The sequence below is a fragment of the Streptomyces kanasensis genome (assembly GCF_043077165.1).
GTDB lineage: Bacteria > Actinomycetota > Actinomycetes > Streptomycetales > Streptomycetaceae > Streptomyces > Streptomyces changanensis.
The window spans coordinates 772,400-789,430 of record NZ_JBIBSF010000002.1 but is presented as its reverse complement, the minus strand read 5'-3'; the positions used below and the strand labels follow the sequence as shown (position 1 = coordinate 789,430).

Genomic DNA, 17,031 nt, shown 5'->3' with positions numbered 1-17,031 from the left:
GCGGTCAGCCGTGGAACGGGAGGCCCGCGTCCGCGGCCAGTTCCAGGTCGTCGCCGTCGGGCGGGGGCAGGAGGGAGGCGGTCCCGTCGGTGACGGGGACGACGCCCAGGTCCAGCAGTTCGGCCATGGCGGCGCTGCCGGCCATGTCGCGGACCTGCAGCTGGAAGCGGGCCGTCGTGCGGTAGGCGCCCCCCGCGTCGTCCCCGGTGCGCTGGAGGAAGCCGGAGTCGGTGAGGAAGGCGACGGCCTTGCCGATGATGCCGGTGGTGGAGCCGGCGAGGCGCCGGGCGTCCTTGGTGGCGCCGGTGGCGCTGCGGCGCGTGTAGGTGCGCCAGGCGGCCTCCAGGCCGGGGGCGTCGGAGGCGGGGTCGGTGTTCTCGCCCTCCCGCTCGGCCCGCTCCTCCAGGCGGCGGCACGCCTGGCGGACGAAGGCGTCGACGCCGTTGACGGTGATGCGGCCGATGTACCCGTCGTCGGCGAGGTCCTCGGGCCGGGGGAAGGCCATGGCGGCGACGGCCAGGTGGGCGAGGCCGTGCAGGAAGCGGTCGGCGGAGTCGGCGGAGGCCCGGCGGGCGTAGTCGCCCATGCGGACGGCGAAGACGGAGTCCTCACCGGCGGTGACGGCCATGCCCGCGCGCGGGGAGACCTCCAGGACGACGAGGCCGAGGCCGGTGGCGACGGCGTCGGCGAGCCGGGCGAAGGGCGGGTCCTCGCGGTAGCGGCGGAGCAGTTCGGCGTACTCGGCGTCGCGGGCCGGGAGCAGCCTGGGCTGGAGGCCGAAGGAGACGAGCCGCGCGGCGTCGGCGGCGTCGGCGGGCGTGACGCCGCCCGACGCGGCGGACGGGGCGGGCACGGCGGCCTGCCCGGCGTCCGGCTCGCTCCACGCGTCGGTGTGCTCGGCGTGGTGGTCGCTCACGGCTGGTGCTCCTCGGTGCTGCTGGTGGTCGCGGTCATGCGGGCTACGTGCGGTCGGCGGCCATGCCGGCCGCGTCGAGCAGGGCGGTGCCGACGATGAGGTCCGCGCCGCCGAACTCGGGGTCGTCGAGCTGCGTGCCGTCGTCGACGGCGAACAGGAGGCGCTCCTCGCCCTGGCGGTAGGCGGTGCCGACCGGAGGGCTCGCCGCGTGCACCGCGAGGAGGGCGACCAGGTAGGGCAGGTCGGGGTCCTTCCGGCGGGCCTCGGCGAGGAGCCCGGAGAGGCGGCGGGGCGCGTCGTGCTCCAGGTCGAGCAGCGCCATGGCCGTCGCGAGCTGCTCCTCGCTGAACCGGCTGTCGTCGGGGGTGGCGATCAGGTCCGGCTCGGGCATCTCCGCGCCGAGGTGCTCGCGCTCCGCGGGCGGGGTGAGGAGGAGGTCGACGAGGTCACCGAGGCGTACGGAGCCGGGGGTGCGCAGGCCCGTGCCGCGGGCGAAGTAGGCGTCGGTGACGCGGCCGGCCTGCTCCAGCGGGAGCGGCAGCAGGGGGGCGAGGAGCTGTCCGTACAGGTCGAGACCGGTGCGGGCGGCGGGCTGGGCGAACGCCTGGCGGTCCTGCTCGGCGCGGAAGAGGGGCCCCGCCTCCAGCAGGCGCGACTGGAGTTGCGTGTGGCGGCGGATGCAGTCCTTGACGATGTCGACGAGCTCGGCGGCGCGCCGCTTGTGCTCGGACCCCTCCGCCTCGTCGCGGGCCTTGCGGATGTTGGTGAGGATCGCGTTCTCGTGGCGGTAGCGGTCCGCGACGTGGTCCAGGGCCTCGTCGATCATGTCGGGGACCGTCTTGAGCCAGTCGACCGCGCGGACGTTGCGCCGGGTGGCCTCCAGGGTCTTGCGGAGGGTCTCGGCGTACTGCACCGTGCGGTACCGGGCCTGCTCGGCGGCGAGCTGGGCGTCGGCGAGCCGGCCCCGGCTGATCAGCACCTCCAGCTTGACCTCGGCGGCGATCTGGGCGCTGGTGACGTCGGTGTCGAGGGCGCCGACCAGGACGTTCACGGCTTCGTCGGTGGTGCGGAGGTAGACGTTGCCGCCGTACCCGGGCACCTCCTCGATGAGCTTGAAGTCGTAGTCCCGGCGGACGTACACGCCGTCGACGCCGAAGGTGCCGTAGACGGCGCGGAAACCGCGGTCGACACTGCCGACGTTGATGAGGTTCTCCAGGACCCAGCGGGCGACGCGCTCGTGTTCGGCGGCCGGGCGGTGCGGGGCCTGGGCGGCGACGCGGGGCAGCAGACGGGCGACAATCTGCTCGTGGTCGGCGCCCGTGTCGAAGTCCATGTTGAGCGTGACGAGGTCGATCGCCGCGAGGGCGACCTCCGCCATGGCGTAGACCGAGTACTCGCCCGCCAGGTTCGCCTTGCGGGCGTCCAGGTCGTGCAGGGGCGCGGTGCAGGCGAGCGCGCGCAGGCGCCGCGCCAGCCCTTCGTCGGCGGCCGGGCCCTGCGCGGGCCGCGGCCCCGCGCTGAGCTGGGGCGGAACGAGTTCCGTCGGTTCCGTCGGGGCAGGCGAAGTCACGCTGCACAGAGTAGGTCCTCGTGGTGACAGCGGTCGAAACGGCGCGGGTCGGCGGGTGCGCGGAGCGGGGCCTCGGGCCGGCTTCCGAGGCCCCGCCCGGCCCGGGTGGGGTGCGGGGCGCGGGGGCGGAGGACCGGGACGGGCCGGGGCGCGGGGGCGGAGGGCCGGGGCGGAGGGCCGTGCTCAGCCCTGGGGCGGGGCGGCGTGCGCCACGCGCCGGGCGTACACGTCGACGAGCTGGGCGCGCGAGTCGTCGAGGTACGCGCCGAGGAGCCGCTCGGCCGTGGTGCGCTCCCCCGCCCGCAGCGCGTCGAGGATCTCCCGGTTGCGCGTCAGGTAGGGCTCGTGGAGGGCGTGCGGGTCGTCGACCACGTGGAAGGCGAGGCGGAGTTCGGCGAGGACGCCGCGCATCAGCTCGTCGGTGCGCTCGCTCCCGGCGAGGGCGACCAGCTCCCGGTGGAAGTGGATGTTGGCGGTGGACACGCCCTTCCAGTCGCCGGCGCGGGCGTGCCGTTCCCCCTCGGCGACGGCGTCGGCCAGCCCGTCCAGGGCGAACGGCGGGTCGCCGAGGTCGTGAACGACGGCACACTCGACGAGTTGGCGGATGCGGTAGATGTCGACGACGTCGTCGACGGCGAGGACGCGGACGAAGACGCCGCGGTTCAGCTCGTGGACAAGCAGACGCTCGTGGGTGAGCAGGCGGAACGCCTCGCGCAGGGTGTTGCGGGAGACGCCGAGCGCGCCGCCGATGCCGTCCTCGGACAGCCGGGTCCCGGGCGGGAAGTACCCCTCCGCGATGCGCGTGCGCAGGATGTCCGCCACCCGCTCGGCGGTGCTCGTGCGCCCCAGCAGCGCGCGGTCCTCGGCCAGTCCGCCGCTCGTCGTTCCCACCGGCACCGTCGTCCCTCCCGTGGAGCCCCAGCCCGCCTGCCGTCGCCATCGTAGATCCGGGTGGAGAACGGGCGGCCGGAGGTGCCGGGACGGTTGTCCACAGCCCTTGTCGGATCGTTCAACGATCCTCTACGTTGTCGGGCACCGCACGGCCCGCACGGCACCACCCACGGCACAGCCCAGGCACGCTCCTCACCCTCTGCGAGGTGCAGATGAGTACGACCCGGAAGACCCCGACGAGCCAGGACGCCGCGTCCGCAGAACCGCAGCCGCAGCCGCAGCCGCAGCCGCAAGTAGGGGAGCCGCCGCAGGGCGGCGAGCGGCCGTTCGCGTGGCTGCGGGCGCTCGGGCCGCGCGGCCGCCGCGCCTTCGCCGGCGCGTTCGGCGGGTACGCCCTGGACTCCTACGACTTCTTCACGCTGCCGCTGAGCATGGTGGCCATCGCCGCCTACTTCGGCCTGGACAGCGGCCAGACCGGGCTGCTGACCACCGTCACGCTGGTCGTGTCGGCCGTCGGTGGCGCCCTCGCCGGGATCCTGGCCGACCGGATCGGCCGCGTCCGCGCGCTGATGATCACCGTCATGACGTACGCGGTCTTCACGGTCGCCTGCGGTTTCGCGACGGACTACGGGACGCTGCTGGTCTTCCGGGCCCTGCAGGGCCTCGGCTTCGGCGGCGAGTGGGCGGTCGGCGCGATCCTCGTCGCCGAGTACGCGTCCGCGCGGCACCGGGGGCGCACCCTGGGCGGCGTCCAGAGCGCGTGGGCGGCCGGCTGGGCGCTCGCCGTCGTCGTGTACACCCTGGTCTTCCACTTCCTGGACCCCGACACCGCGTGGCGCGTGATGTTCTGGACGGGCGCGCTGCCCGCGCTCCTGGTGGTCTACGTCCGGCGGAACGTGCGGGACGCCCCGGAGGCCGAGCGGATCCGGCGGGCCAGTGCCCGGCCCGGTTCGTTCGCGGAGATCTTCCGCTCCCGGTTGGCCCGCACCACGCTGTTCGCGGTGCTGCTCTCCACCGGGGTGCAGGGTGGCTACTACACACTGGCCACATGGGTGCCCACCTACCTCAAGACGGAGCGCGGGCTGACCGTCGTCGGCACCGGCGGCTACCTGGCGTTCCTCATATCCGGCGCCTTCATCGGCTACCTGACCGGCGGGTACCTGACGGACCGGCTCGGCCGGAAGCGGAACATCGCGCTGTTCGCCGTCCTGTCGGCGGTGTGCATCGTGGCGTACACGAACATCCCCGCCGGGGCGGACGGGCTGGTGCTCGTCCTCGGCTTCCCGCTCGGGTTCTGCATGTCCGCGATCTTCAGCGGTTTCGGTTCGTTCCTCGCCGAGCTCTACCCGACGTCGGTGCGTGGCACGGGGCAGGGGTTCACGTACAACACGGGCCGCGCGGTGGGGGCGTTCTTCCCGACGCTGGTCGGCTTCCTCGCGGGGAGCTGGGGCGTCGGCGGGGCCCTGGTGTTCGGGGCGGTGGGGTACGGCATCGCCGTGCTGGCGCTGCTCGGGCTGCCCGAGACGCGCGGGCGGGAGCTGCCGTGACGGATGGTGGAGGAGGAGCGGTGCGCGCTCCTGCCGTACGAACGGGATTCCGGAGGGGTCGACGGACGTGACCCGGGCATCGATGGACCTCAACGCCGACCTCGGCGAGGGCTTCGGCCGCTGGCGGCTGACCGACGACGAACAGCTCCTGTCGGTGGTGACCAGCGCGAACGTGGCCTGCGGCTTCCACGCGGGCGACGCGGTGACGATGCGCCGCGTGTGCGCCCTCGCCGCCGAGCGCGGGGTGCGCATCGGCGCCCAGGTCTCCTACCGCGACCTCGCCGGCTTCGGGCGGCGGGCCATGGACGTACCGCCGGACGAGCTGGCGGCCGAGGTGGCCTACCAGATCGGGGCGCTGGACGTCTTCGCGCGGGCGGCCGGGGCGGCGGTGGCGTACGTCAAGCCGCACGGTGCCCTGTACAACCGCGTGGTGCGGGACGGCGTGCAGGCCCGTGCCGTGGTCGAGGGGGTGCTGCTGGCCGGCGGGGGGCTGCCCCTGCTGTGCCTGCCCGGTTCGGCGCTGCACCGGAGCGCCGGGGAAGTGGGGCTGCCGGTGGTGGCGGAGGCGTTCGCGGACCGGGCGTACACGGCGGAAGGCACCCTCGTGCCGCGGACGGAGGAGGGTGCCGTCCTGCACGACCCGGCGGAGGTGGTGGAGCGGTCCGTGGCCATCGCGCGGTCCGGGACGGTGACCTCGCACGGCGGACGGCCCGTCCCCGTCCGGGCCCGCTCGCTGTGCGTGCACGGCGACACCACCGGGGCCGTGGAGCTGGCCCGGCGGGTGCGGGCGGCGCTGGAGGACGCCGGCGTCCGGGTGGAGGCGTTCACATGAGGGCCCTCGAGGTGGGCGAGCGGGCGCTGCTGCTGGAGTTCCGGGACGGCGAGGAGACCGGCGCCTTCCACGCCGAGCTGCTGCGGCGACGGGCGGCGGGGGCGCTGCCCGCCGTGCGGGACATCGTCCCGGCGGCGCGGACCGTCCTGCTGGACGGCCTGGCCGATCCCCGGCGGCTGGCCGCCGAGATGGCGGCGTGGGAGGTGCCGCCGCCGCGGTGGCGCACGCGGCCGGTGGTCGAGCTGCCGGTCCGGTACGACGGGCCGGACCTCGCCGAGGTGGCCGGGGTGTGGGGCGTGGCGCCCCGTGAGGTGCCGCGGATCCACGCGGGGGCCGAGTACCGGGTGGCCTTCTGCGGGTTCGCGCCGGGCTTCGCCTATCTGACCGGACTGCCGGAGCGGTACGCCGTGCCGCGCCGGTCCACCCCGCGGACCGCCGTGCCGGCCGGTTCGGTCGGGCTGGCCGGTCCGTACACGGGTGTGTACCCGCGTTCGTCACCCGGCGGGTGGCAGCTCGTCGGGACGACGGAGGCCGTGCTGTGGGATCCGGCGCGGCAGCCGGCGGCGCTGCTGGCACCGGGCACGCGGGTGCGGTTCGTGGAGGTGGCCGGGTGACGGAACGGGCCTTCACGGTCGTCCGCGCCGGGGCGCTCACCACGGTGCAGGACCGGGGGCGCGCCGGATACGCCCACCTCGGGGTGCCCCGTTCCGGCGCGCTCGACCCGCACGCCGCGGCCCTGGCCAACCGGCTGGTGGGCAACGGCGACGGGGCGGCCGTCCTGGAGACGACGCTCACCGGCTGCGCGGTGCGGCCGCGGTGCGCGGTGGCCGTGGCGGTGGGCGGCGCACCCTGCCCGGTCACCGTGGACGGACGCCCGGCGGCGTGGGGCGCTGCGGTGCGGGTCCCGGCCGGCGCGGTACTGGACGTGGGTGCCGCCGGGCGGGGCCTGCGGTCGTACGTGGCGTTCGCCGGCGGCGTGGCGGCGGAAGCGGTGCTGGGCAGCCGTTCGACGGACCTGTTGTCGGGGTTGGGGCCCGCGCCGCTCGTGGACGGGGCGGTGCTGGCACTGGGGGCCCAGCCGCCCGGGCGCGCCCACTTCGAGGCGGCTCCCTGGCCGGGCGTACCCGATGAGCTGGTCCTGCGGGTGCGGTGGGGTCCCCGGGCCGACTGGTTCGCCGACGGGGCGCTGCGCGCCCTCACCTCCCGCCCGTACCGCGTGTCGGCGGCCTCCAACCGCATCGGCCTGCGCGTCCAGGGCCCCCCGCTGGAGCGCGCGAGGGCCGGGGAGCTGCCCAGCGAGGGCATGGTGCTGGGCGCCGTACAGGTGCCGCCGGACGGCCTGCCGGTGGTGTTCCTGGCGGATCATCCGACGACCGGCGGTTACCCGGTGGTGGCCGTCGTCCACGAGCCCGACCTGGCGGCGGCCGCGCAGGCGCGACCGGGGACGCCGGTCCGGTTCGTGGGCGCGGGCGCCGGCGTGCGGTGAGACCGGGCGGGGGCCCGGCGGGGGCCCAGGGCTCCCCTCCGCCTCCGCCGGGCCCCGGGAGCGAAGGCCGACGCCCCTGCGGGGCACCGGGCCCCGGGCAGCTGCCCCGGCGTCCACCGGGGGGTATGCCGTGGCCGTCGCTCCCCGGGGCGTACTGCCGGACCACGCGGTACCGGCACTCCCCCGGCGGCATACCGGACGGCCCCTGCGCGCCGAGCGGACTGCGGGCCGGGCGGACCGCGTACCGGGGAGACCGCAGCCGAGCGGACTGCGGGCCGGGCGGGGACCACCTGCCGGGAACACCCATGACGGGCGGGCCGCCGACCGGGCGGGCCGCATGCCCCGAGGACCACCCGGCTGCGGGCGCATATCCGGAGGGCCGCCCGGCCGGGGACCGTATGCTCCGGGCGCCGCCTGCCGGGCGGGACACCCGCCCGGAGCACTGCGCGCCCGGAGGAGCGCCTGCGTACCGGGCGGACTGCCTGCATACCGGGCGGACTGCCTGCCCGGAGGACCGCCCGCCCGGAGGATCGCCCGCCGGGTGGGGCTGGGCGCCGGGGGCGCTCCGTCCGCCGGGCGGGCTGTGTGCCGGCCGGGGGGTGGGGGCGCTGAGCCGGGTGGGTCAGACGGCGGGCGCGTCGGGGCCTATGCGGCTGCGGACGGCCGTCTGCACCTCGTCCTCTTCCACGGGGTCGGCGGCGAGCCGGCGCAGCCGTTCGGCGACGCGCACGTCCCCGGTCTCGGCGTGCAGGGCGGCGATCTCCCGGGTGGTCTCCTCGCAGTCCCACAGGCACTCGACGGCGAAGCCGGTGGGGAAGGTCGCGTCGGTGGCGGCGAGGGCGCGGGCGGTGCGGCCGCGCAGTTCGGACGAGGCGGTCTCGCGGTAGACGTGGCGCAGGACGGGCGCGGCGCAGCCGATGCCCAGGCGGCCGGCCCCGTCGACGAGCGGGTAGAGGGAGGGCGCGTCCGGGCCGTCGGTGCGGACGGCCTGGCGGAGCGCGCCGAGGACCAGCGGGGCGTCCTGTTCGCCGCCGCGGGCGGCGAGGACGCCGGCGGCCGAGGCGCCGAGGGCGTCGGGCCGGTGCACCCAGCCCCGGGCGCGGTCGACGGCGGCCTCGCCGCACATGCGCTCGAAGGCGGCGACGGCCGCTTCGGAGACCGTGCGGGACGGGTCGCCCGCCGCGGCCTCGATCAGGTCGAGCACGGCGGGGTCTCGGGACTCGGCGAGGTAGTGCAGGGAGGCGCAGCGGGCACCGTCGGGGCCGCTGCGGGCGGCGTCCAGGATCAGGGGCCGGTCGTCGGGGCCCGCCACGGCGTTGAGGCAGCGGGCGGCCGGGCCGTGCAGGACGCTGCCGCGCTCCAGGCCCTCCTGCGCCCAGTCGAAGACGGCCTGGACGCTCCAGCCGGGACGCGGCCCGGTGGGGCGCATCTGCCGCTGCCAGCGGTCGAAGGAGCCCTGTTCCCGGGCGGCGCGCACACGGCCGCCCACGGTGTCGCGGGGGTCGTCGCCCCACAGCCGCCACGGGCGGGGCTCGTAGGCGTCGCGGACCGTGGCCGCCAGCGCGGCCTCCCCGTCAGGCGTGGCCGGGAAGCGGGCGAGGACGGCGTCGGCGAGGCCGCGCAGCGCGGTGTCCTCGTCGCGGAGGGCCAGCTCGTCGAGGGCCCAGGCCCAGTTGGTGCCGGTCGCCGTGTACCGGCGCAGCAGCTGGAGGGCGTCGCGGCGGCCGTACGAGGCGAGGTGGCCCAGCACCGACAGCGCGAGGCCGGTCCGGCACTCCTCGGTGTCGAGGGCGTCCTCGACACCGAACAGGTGGGCCTCGACCGCGTCCAGACCGCCGTGCAGGTCCAGGTAGAGGCGGGCGTAGTAGAGGGAGCGGTTCTCGACCTGCCAGTCCTGGCGGGGGTCGTGGAGCACGCAGTGGTCGAGAGCGGCGAGGGCTTCGGCACGGGGCGCGGCGAGCGCGTGCAGCGTGCCGTCACCGCGGCCCCTCTGCAGCAGACCGAGCAGGGTGCCGCTCGGCGCTATGACTGGTTCGAACATGGAAAACGCCTCACATCAAGCTGTCGACGCAACGAGCGCGGTCAGGTGTCCCGAAGCAACCGGGTGGGTTGGTCGCCGGTGATCGGCTAGGCCGCGCGGGAACAACATGAGGAGCCGCCCGTCGTCTTCTGCCTGGTGTCGACCATCTTCCTCTGCCTCTGCCTTCTCATCGGTGGCCCCCTGCGGGCCCGTCGTCATGATGACCCAGCGTTTTCTCCGCCGCGACCACATTTACGGCGCCGTGTCCGTCCGGGGTTCGCTGCCCGTTCCCGGGCCGTTCACCCCTTCCGGTTCTGTTCCAGGAGCTCCGTCCTGCCGAACATCCGGGCCGTGTCCAGCGCGGACGGAGTCCCGGCTTCCGGATCCGCTCCGCCTGCGAGGAGTGCCCGGATGACGGATTCCTCACCCTTGAAGACCGCGCCGGCGAGAGGGGTCTGCCCCCGGTCGTTGACGGCGTCGGGGTCGGCGCCGCGCGCCAGGAGGGCCTCCACCGTCGCGGCGTGACCGTGGTACGCGGCGAGCATCACGAGCGAGTCGCCCTTGTCGTTGGAGAGGTTCGCGGGGGCGCCGGCGTCGACGTAGGCGGCAAGCGCCGCGGTCTCCCCCCGGCGTGCCAGGTCGAAGATCTTCGACGCGAGTTCGACCACCTCGGGGTCGGGGGTGTCGCTCATCGGCGGGCCGCCTTTCCGTGCTGTCCGTGCTCCGTTGCCGTGCGTACGACGAGGTCAGCCGTACGAGTGAACCGACAGGGTACTGCCCCACCGGACCGCATCCCGACGTGCGCCAGTCAAGTGAAAACACCCGAACTTCACCCGATTGCACCTTTTATCACATAGATGCTTCCTGTGAGCCTGGAACACCTCATGGTGACTGTCCCTTCAACCAGGAGAAACCTCATGATCCTGTCGATCTCCGGCGTGGTACTGCTGGGCATCATCGTCTTCCTCTTCTTCAAGAAGGACGGCCTCAAGGCGTCCCACGCCATGGTCTGCGCGCTGTTCGGCTTCTACCTCGCGGGCACCGCGATCGCGCCGAGCATCACCGCGGGCGGGCAGAGCCTCGCCAGCCTGCTGGGCGGCATCAACTTCTGACGCCGCCCGGACCCTCGCCCTCCCCTTCCACGACCCGAGGAGACGACGTGGCCAGGCGACCACTCCCCCGCATCCTGCGCAGCGGCAGCGCCTCGATCACTCGCAGCCGAGAGATCGCGCGCACGGCCGCCGACAACGCCACGGACGTCCTCCATCCGCTGATCACGGTCTCGCGCGGCCTGCGGAAGCTGGCGGCGGCCGGACGTGCCCGATGGGCGGCCATGCCCAAGGAACGGCGCGGTCCCACGCTGTTCCTGGCCGCCGCGGGCGTGCTGGTCGTCGCCCTGCTGCCGTACGGGCCGCTGCTGGCGCTGATCTCGCTGATGGCGGCGGCGGCGTGGAAGGGCAGGGAACGCCCCGTCGAGCGGACGGGGCCCGACGAGGTCGAGACCGCGCGGCTGCGGGCGCTGTACGAGGCCCTGGTGCCGTACTTCTCGGTGCCCGACGACCCGAGCCCGCTCTTCTCCCACGGCGGGGAGTGGAGCGGCGCCTTCAGCGACTTCGCGTTCGACGCCGACGGCCGGCCCACCCGGCTGCGCATCGCGTACCCGGCCTACTTCCCGGACGGCGACCCGGTCTCGCGCGCCCGGATCGAGCACGTCCTGCACGCCAAGTGCGGGCGCGGCCGCGAGTACCTCTTCGACTGGGACGAGGAGGGCAACCGGCTGGTGATGTGCGTGCTGCCCGCCCTGCCGGTGTCGGTGGCGGCGCAGCGCTTCGTGACGGTGCCGGGCGAGACGGTACTGGGTTTCACCGACGCCGACGCCGTGCAGCGGACGGTCCCCGTCCGGGACGGCGAGGAGACGCGCGACGCCCCCGCCGTGGTCTGGCGCACCGGGCCGCGCGCGACGGAGCCGCACCTGCTGGTGGTCGGGCAGCCCGGGTCCGGCGTCAGCACCCTGCTGCGGTCGATCGCCCTCCAGGCGCTGCTGCACGACGGGGACGTGCTGGTGCTGGAGGGGTGCGGGAGCGGCGAGTACGCCTGCCTGTCCGGCCGGGACGGCGTGCTGGGCGTGGAGTGCGGGCCGGTCGGCGCGCTGAACGCGCTCGAGTGGGCGGTCCGCGCGACCGAGCGGCGCCTCGCCGTCGCCCACGAGGCCCGGCAGGCGGGGCGGACCGCCCCCGCGGAGCTGCGGCGGCCCCTGTGGATCCTGCTCGACCGGCTCGGCGTCCTCGGGGACCTGGCGGCGGCGGAGGGCCGCCCCGATCCCCAGGAGCTCCTCCAGGTCCCGCTGCGGCACGGCCGGGCGGCGTACGTCACGGTCGTGGTGGGCGAGCAGTTCGACACCGTCGACGCCCTCGGCGCTTCCGTGCGGGCCCACACGCGCGCACACGTCGCCCTCGGGGCGGCCACGCCCGAACAGCTCGAGGAGGTCCTGGGCGCCCCGCCCCACACGACGCCACCGCCCCAGGTGCCGCCGGGGCGCGGGTACGTCCGCCTCGGCACGGACCCCGTCCTGCGGCTCCAGGTCCCGGCCACACCGGACCCGTACGACGACGAGGCCCCCGAGCCCCACCGCCGGGCCGTGCTCGACCTCCTCGCGGTGCGCCCCGCGGAACCTCCCGCACCGGCGCCGCCGCTCCCGGCGAGCGAGCCGGCACTCCCCGCCTGACGCGGCGCCGGCGCACGACCCGCCCCGGCCCTCGCTCCGACCCACGCCCCGGTGTCCCCGGGCGCCGGCGTCCGCACCCCGGAGCGCCCGCCGCACGCGGTACTCGGTACTCGGTACTCGGTACGGCCGGCCGGAGCACGGGGAGCCCGGCCCGCCCGGAGCACACGGCACGCCCGGAACGCTCGGCCGACCCGTGGCCGGGAGCGAGGAGCGCGGCACCCTCGGCACCCCCGAGCGTCGTCCCCGCCCGCCCGGAACCCCGGCCCGCACGCAGCACCGGGCCGCCCCGGGCGGCGACGGGCACGGGGAGCACCCGCCCCGGCGCACCCCCGAGGCGCGCTCAGGCCACGAACGTCCGCGGCTCCTCCGCCGCCGCTCCCCCGCTGGCGCCGGAACGCACCGCGGCCGCGGCGGCGGCCAACCGGACGGCGGCCTCGTCGGCGACCGGCCCTCCGACGGTGAACGGGAGCCGGACGTACCCCTCGAAGGCGCCGTCCACGCCGAAGCGCGGCCCCGACGGCACGCGCACGCCGACGCGCTCCCCCACCTCCGCCAGGCGCGACCCGGACAGGCCCCCGGTGCGCACCCACAGCGTCAGCCCGCCGAGCGGCACCTCGAACTCCCAGCCCGGCAGCTCCCGGCGCACCGCGGCGACCAGCGCGTCCCGGTTCTCCCGGGCCTGGGCGCGCCGGAGGGTGACCGCCTCCTCCCAACCACCGGTCCGCATCAACCAGTTGACGCCCAGCTGCTCCAGGACCGGGGTCCCCAGGTCCGCGTAGGCACGGGCCGCGACGAGGGAGCGGATGACGTCGGGGGCCGCGCGGACCCAGCCGATCCGCATGCCGGCCCAGAACGCCTTGCTCGCCGAGCCGACCGTCAGCACCGTGCTGCCGGCCGGGTCGAAGGCGCAGACGGGCCGCGGCATCTCCAGGTCGTCCTCCAGGTGCAGCTCCGCCATGGTCTCGTCGACCACGAGGACCGTCCCGGCCGACCGCGCCGCGTCGACCAGCGCCCGGCGCTGGTCCTCGTCGGCGAGGGCACCCGTCGGGTTGTGGAAGTCGGCGACGACGTACGCCAGCCGGGGCGCGGCGTCGCGGAGCACCTGGCGCCAGCGGGGCAGGTCCCAGCCGGACAGCCCCTCCGCCATGGCGACGGGCACCAGGCGCGCGCCGGCCTCCCGCATCAGCTGCAGGATGTTGGCGTACGACGGCGACTCCACGGCGATGCGCTCGCCGCGGCCGGCGAAGAGGTGGCAGATCGCGTCGATCGCGCCCATCGCGCCGGTCGTCACCATGATCTGCTCGGGCATCGTGGGGATGCCGCGCCGCGTGTACCGCTCGGCCAGGGTGCGCCGCAGCGCGGGGAGGCCCGCCGGGTAGTCGCCGTGGGTGTGGGCGTAGGGCGGGAGCTCCTCCAGGGCACCCTGGAAGCCGCGGCTGAGCCAGGGCTCGGGGGCGGGCAGCGCCGCGCACCCCAGGTCGATCATGGAACCCAGCGACTCGGGCGGCAGCGGTTCGAGGCCGCGGGCCGGCAGGGGGTTGCCGGCCGGCACGGTGGTCCAGCTGCCGGCCCCCCGCCGCGACTCCAGGAACCCTTCCGCGCGCAGCGCCTCGTAGGCGGCGGCGACGGTGGTGCGGCTCACGGAGAGCGCCAGCGCGAGCTCCCGTTCCGCGGGCAGCCGCGCGGCGACGGGCACCCGGCCCTCCAGCACCAGCAGGCGGATGCCGTCCGCCAGGGCACGGTAGGCGGGCGGCTTGCGCGTACCGGGGCCCGCGGGCCGGGGTTGTTGCACGGTCAACTGCCGGGCGAGCTGGGCGGGGCCCACCGCCGAAGTCCACTGGGCCATGACTTCAGTCCACCTTCCTCGGATTGGCCATGGTTGGCGGCCGATCCTCGGCCAGAGAGTGTCACAGGCCAGTCCACCACACCAGAGCCCGGGGGCACACATGTCCAGTCCGACGTCCACACCGGAGTCGACGGAGGGGTCCACATCGGACCACCCGGCACGGAGCACCGACGAACCCGCCGGGGGACTGCCGGGCGAACCCGCCGGGGAGCCCGCGGGCGGACCCGCCGGCGGGCGGCACGGGCGGCGGATACCGCGCCGTCTCGTCCAGCTCACCGCCGGCCTGCTCCTCTACGGCGCCAGCTCGGCCCTCCTCGTCCGCAGCGGTCTCGGCCTCGAACCGTGGAACGTGCTCCACCAGGGCCTGGCCCGGCTGACCGGCCTGTCCATCGGCGTCGTCGTGACACTCATGGGCGGGGTCGTGCTGCTGCTCTGGATCCCCCTGCGGCAGCGGCCGGGGCTCGGCACGGTGGCGAACGTCCTGCTGATCGGCGCCGCGATGGACGGCACCCTCGCCCTCCTCCCGGACGTCCACGGGACGGGGGCGCGCGTCGCGCTGATGGTCGCCGGGGTGGTCCTCAACGGCGCCGCGACGGGCCTCTACATCGCCGCCCGCTTCGGACCCGGGCCCCGCGACGGCCTCATGACCGGGCTGCACCGGGTCACCGGCCGCTCGCTGCGGCTGATCCGGACCCTCATCGAGGTCGGCGTGGTCGCCACGGGCTTCCTCCTCGGCGGCTCCGTCGGCGTCGGAACGCTGCTGTACGCGTTCGCCATCGGACCGCTCGCCCAGCTCTCCCTGCGCCTGTTCACGGTCCCGGCCGGCCGCGCCGTCCCCAGCACCCCCTCCCCCGCCCCCGGAGACCCCGCCGACCCCGCCGAAACCCCCGCCGACGCGCCCGCCCCCACCGGTGCGGCGGGCGCCACCTCCGGTACTCCCGGCGACCGCCCCGCGGTCGCCGCCGGGCCACCGGACCGGGTCATACTGCCGCGGTGACTCGACTGCCGCGCCCCCGACCGGGCCACCCCTACCTGGACCACCCCTCCCCCATACCGTTCGCCCACCGGGGCGGCGCGGCGGACGGCCTGGAGGACACCGCGAGCGCGTTCCGGCGGGCCGCCGAGGCCGGATACCGCTACTTCGAGACGGACGTGCACACGACGGCCGACGGCCGGCTCGTCGCGTTCCACGACGCGACCCTCGACCGCGTGACGGACGCGCGCGGCCGGATCGCGCGCCTCCCGTGGAGCGAGGTGCGCCGGGCGCGGGTCGCGGGCCGGGAGCCGCTGCCGCTCTTCGAGGAGTTGCTGGAGGAGTTCCCGCAGGCCCGCTGGAACGTCGACCTGAAGGCGGAGTCGGCCCTCGTGCCGCTCCTCTCGCTGATCCGCCGGACCGGCGCGTGGGACCGGGTGTGCGTGGGCTCCTTCGACGAGGGCCGCGTGGCCCGGGCGCGCAGGGCGGCGGGCGAGCGGCTGGCCACGTCGTACGGGGTGCGCGGCGTGGTCGCGCTGCGGCTGCGCTCGTACGGGATCCCGGCGGCGGTGCGCGCGGGGGCGGTGGCCGCCCAGGTGCCGGAGACGCAGGGCGGGGTGCGGGTCGTCGACCGGCGCTTCGTGCGGGAGGCCCACGCACGCGGACTCCAGGTGCACGTGTGGACCGTCAACGATCCGCGGCGCATGACGGCTCTCCTGGACCTGGGCGTCGATGGCATCATGACCGATCATCTGGAGACGCTGCGCACGGTGCTCACCGACCGGGGAGCGTGGCTCTGACCCCGGGTGGGCCGGGGCCGGGACGAACGAGGGGGCGCGTGTGACCGCCGAGACCACCGACCGGGAGGCCGGCGCCGGCGACGTGCCGCCGCCCGACCGCCGCCGCGAGCAGCGCGGCTGGTACTTCTACGACTTCGCCTGCTCGGTCTACTCGACGAGCGTCCTGACGGTGTTCCTCGGCCCGTACCTGACCTCGGTGGCCAAGGCCGCGGCCGACCCGGACGGCTTCGTGCACCCGCTCGGCGTCCCGGTCCGCGCCGGGTCGCTCTTCGCGTACTCCGTCTCGGCCTCCATCGTCCTCGCGGTGCTGGTGATGCCGTTGGCCGGCGCGGTGGCGGACCGGACGGGACGCAGGAAGCCGCTGCTGGCCACCGCGGCGTACGTCGGCGCCGGCGCCACGACCGGCATGTTCTTCCTGGACGGCGAGCGCTATCTGCTGGGCGCGCTGCTGCTGGTCGTCGCGAACGCGGCGCTCGCCGTGTCGATGGCCCTGTACAACGCGTACCTGCCGCAGATCGCCGGGCCGGAGGAGCGCGACGCGGTGTCGTCGCGGGGCTGGGCGTTCGGGTACACCTCGGGCGCGCTCGTCCTCGTCCTGAACCTGGTGCTGTACTCCGGCCACGCGTCGTTCGGCCTGACCGAGTCCGCCGCGGTGCGGATCTGCCTGGCGTCGGCGGGCCTGTGGTGGGGCGCGTTCACGCTGGTGCCGCTGCGGCGGCTGCGCGACCGGAGGGTCACCCCGGCCGACGGCGGGGGGTCGGTCGGGCCCGGGTGGCGCCAGCTGGTGTCGACCCTGCGGGACATGCGGCGCCACCCGCTGACGCTGTCGTTCCTCCTCGCCTACCTCGTCTACAACGACGGGGTGCAGACGGTGATCTCCCAGGCGTCGATCTACGGCTCCGAGGAACTGGGCCTGGAGCAGACGACGCTGATCACGGCCGTGCTGCTGGTGCAGGTGCTGGCGGTGGCCGGCGCGCTGGGGATGGGCCGGCTGGCCCGCGTGTACGGGGCGAAGCGGACGATCCTCGGCTCACTGGCGGTGTGGACGCTGATCCTGGCGGCCGGGTACTTCCTGCCGGCCGGCGAGCCGGTCTGGTTCTACGGGCTGGCGGCCGCGATCGGGCTGGTGCTGGGCGGCAGCCAGGCGCTCTCCCGCTCCCTGTTCTCGCACCTGGTGCCGCGCGGCAAGGAGGCGGAGTACTTCTCGGCGTACGAGATGAGCGACCGCGGTCTGAGCTGGTTGGGGCCGCTGGTGTTCGGACTCGCCTACCAGCTGACCGGAAGCTACCGGGACGCGATCGTCTCCCTGGTGCTGTTCTTCTCGGTGGGTTTCGTGCTGCTCGCGCGGGTACCGGTACGACGTGCGGTGGCCGCTGCGGGCAACCCCGTACCGGAACGGATCTGAGCGGAAACCGGTCCGGATTT

The 17,031-nt window shown here is 75.6% G+C and carries 15 protein-coding genes; 9 read left to right on the top strand and 6 right to left on the bottom strand.

Annotation, left to right across the window (positions count from 1 at the left end; translation table 11 throughout):
- Nucleotides 1-4: 4 nt before the first annotated feature.
- The 3 genes from ACF053_RS08695 to ACF053_RS08685 all read right to left on the bottom strand — a co-directional run bounded on the left by ACF053_RS08695 (nucleotide 5) and on the right by ACF053_RS08685 (nucleotide 3,377).
- Nucleotides 5-916, bottom strand: coding sequence for a hypothetical protein (locus tag ACF053_RS08695; protein ID WP_391953175.1), 912 nt, complete (start codon nucleotides 914-916; stop codon nucleotides 5-7).
- Between the two features lie 43 nt (nucleotides 917-959).
- Nucleotides 960-2,486 carry a hypothetical protein gene (locus ACF053_RS08690; protein WP_391953174.1) on the bottom strand — a complete coding sequence of 509 codons (1,527 nt, stop codon included), beginning with the start codon at nucleotides 2,484-2,486 and terminating at the stop codon, nucleotides 960-962.
- 183 nt (nucleotides 2,487-2,669) lie between these two features.
- Nucleotides 2,670-3,377, bottom strand: a complete 708-nt coding sequence (locus ACF053_RS08685) for a GntR family transcriptional regulator (protein WP_391953173.1) — start codon at nucleotides 3,375-3,377, stop codon at nucleotides 2,670-2,672.
- A gap of 212 nt (nucleotides 3,378-3,589) precedes the next feature.
- Between ACF053_RS08685 and ACF053_RS08680 the strand changes: the two genes are divergently transcribed.
- The 4 genes from ACF053_RS08680 (at nucleotide 3,590) to ACF053_RS08665 (ending at nucleotide 7,242) form a co-directional block, all read left to right on the top strand.
- Nucleotides 3,590-4,924: an MFS transporter gene (locus ACF053_RS08680; protein ID WP_391953172.1), complete on the top strand. Its 1,335-nt coding sequence runs from the start codon at nucleotides 3,590-3,592 to the stop codon at nucleotides 4,922-4,924.
- A gap of 67 nt (nucleotides 4,925-4,991) precedes the next feature.
- Nucleotides 4,992-5,756, top strand: a complete 765-nt coding sequence (locus ACF053_RS08675; protein ID WP_391953171.1) for a LamB/YcsF family protein — start codon at nucleotides 4,992-4,994, stop codon at nucleotides 5,754-5,756.
- The gene (gene pxpB, locus ACF053_RS08670; protein ID WP_391953170.1) at nucleotides 5,753-6,370 is read left to right on the top strand and encodes a 5-oxoprolinase subunit PxpB; all 618 of its coding nucleotides are present in this window, start codon (nucleotides 5,753-5,755) and stop codon (nucleotides 6,368-6,370) included. The genes ACF053_RS08675 and pxpB overlap by 4 nt, the downstream gene beginning before the upstream one ends.
- Nucleotides 6,367-7,242, top strand: a complete 876-nt coding sequence (locus ACF053_RS08665; protein ID WP_391953169.1) for a 5-oxoprolinase subunit C family protein — start codon at nucleotides 6,367-6,369, stop codon at nucleotides 7,240-7,242. The genes pxpB and ACF053_RS08665 overlap by 4 nt, the downstream gene beginning before the upstream one ends.
- A 622-nt stretch (nucleotides 7,243-7,864) precedes the next feature.
- Here the strand turns inward: ACF053_RS08665 and ACF053_RS08660 are convergent.
- Nucleotides 7,865-9,283 carry a HEAT repeat domain-containing protein gene (locus ACF053_RS08660; protein WP_391953168.1) on the bottom strand — a complete coding sequence of 473 codons (1,419 nt, stop codon included), beginning with the start codon at nucleotides 9,281-9,283 and terminating at the stop codon, nucleotides 7,865-7,867.
- Between the two features lie 278 nt (nucleotides 9,284-9,561).
- Nucleotides 9,562-9,954: an ankyrin repeat domain-containing protein gene (locus tag ACF053_RS08655; RefSeq protein WP_391953167.1), complete on the bottom strand. Its 393-nt coding sequence runs from the start codon at nucleotides 9,952-9,954 to the stop codon at nucleotides 9,562-9,564.
- Nucleotides 9,955-10,179: 225 nt separating this feature from the next.
- On the opposite strand from ACF053_RS08655, the gene ACF053_RS08650 reads away from it, so the two are divergent.
- Nucleotides 10,180-10,374 (top strand): hypothetical protein, encoded by a 195-nt coding sequence (locus tag ACF053_RS08650; RefSeq protein WP_228975262.1) that lies wholly within the window; start codon nucleotides 10,180-10,182, stop codon nucleotides 10,372-10,374.
- A gap of 47 nt (nucleotides 10,375-10,421) precedes the next feature.
- The gene (locus ACF053_RS08645; RefSeq protein ID WP_391953166.1) at nucleotides 10,422-11,987 is read left to right on the top strand and encodes a hypothetical protein; all 1,566 of its coding nucleotides are present in this window, start codon (nucleotides 10,422-10,424) and stop codon (nucleotides 11,985-11,987) included.
- 340 nt (nucleotides 11,988-12,327) lie between these two features.
- Here the strand turns inward: ACF053_RS08645 and ACF053_RS08640 are convergent, their stop codons facing one another.
- A complete protein-coding gene (locus tag ACF053_RS08640) occupies nucleotides 12,328-13,833 on the bottom strand; it encodes an SCO1417 family MocR-like transcription factor (RefSeq protein WP_058941037.1) in 1,506 nt (501 codons plus the stop codon).
- A gap of 100 nt (nucleotides 13,834-13,933) precedes the next feature.
- Between ACF053_RS08640 and yczE the strand changes: the two genes are divergently transcribed.
- Genes yczE through ACF053_RS08625 form a run of 3 tightly spaced genes read left to right on the top strand, consistent with a single transcriptional unit; the run spans nucleotide 13,934 to nucleotide 17,011 of the window.
- A complete protein-coding gene (gene yczE, locus ACF053_RS08635) occupies nucleotides 13,934-14,830 on the top strand; it encodes a membrane protein YczE (protein WP_391953165.1) in 897 nt (298 codons plus the stop codon).
- Nucleotides 14,827-15,606 (top strand): glycerophosphodiester phosphodiesterase family protein, encoded by a 780-nt coding sequence (locus tag ACF053_RS08630; protein ID WP_391953164.1) that lies wholly within the window; start codon nucleotides 14,827-14,829, stop codon nucleotides 15,604-15,606. Before yczE ends, ACF053_RS08630 begins: the two co-directional genes overlap by 4 nt.
- 40 nt (nucleotides 15,607-15,646) lie before the next feature.
- On the top strand, nucleotides 15,647-17,011 hold the full coding sequence (locus ACF053_RS08625; RefSeq protein WP_391953163.1) for an MFS transporter: 1,365 nt from the start codon (nucleotides 15,647-15,649) through the stop codon (nucleotides 17,009-17,011).
- The last annotated feature ends 20 nt before the right edge of the window (nucleotides 17,012-17,031 follow it).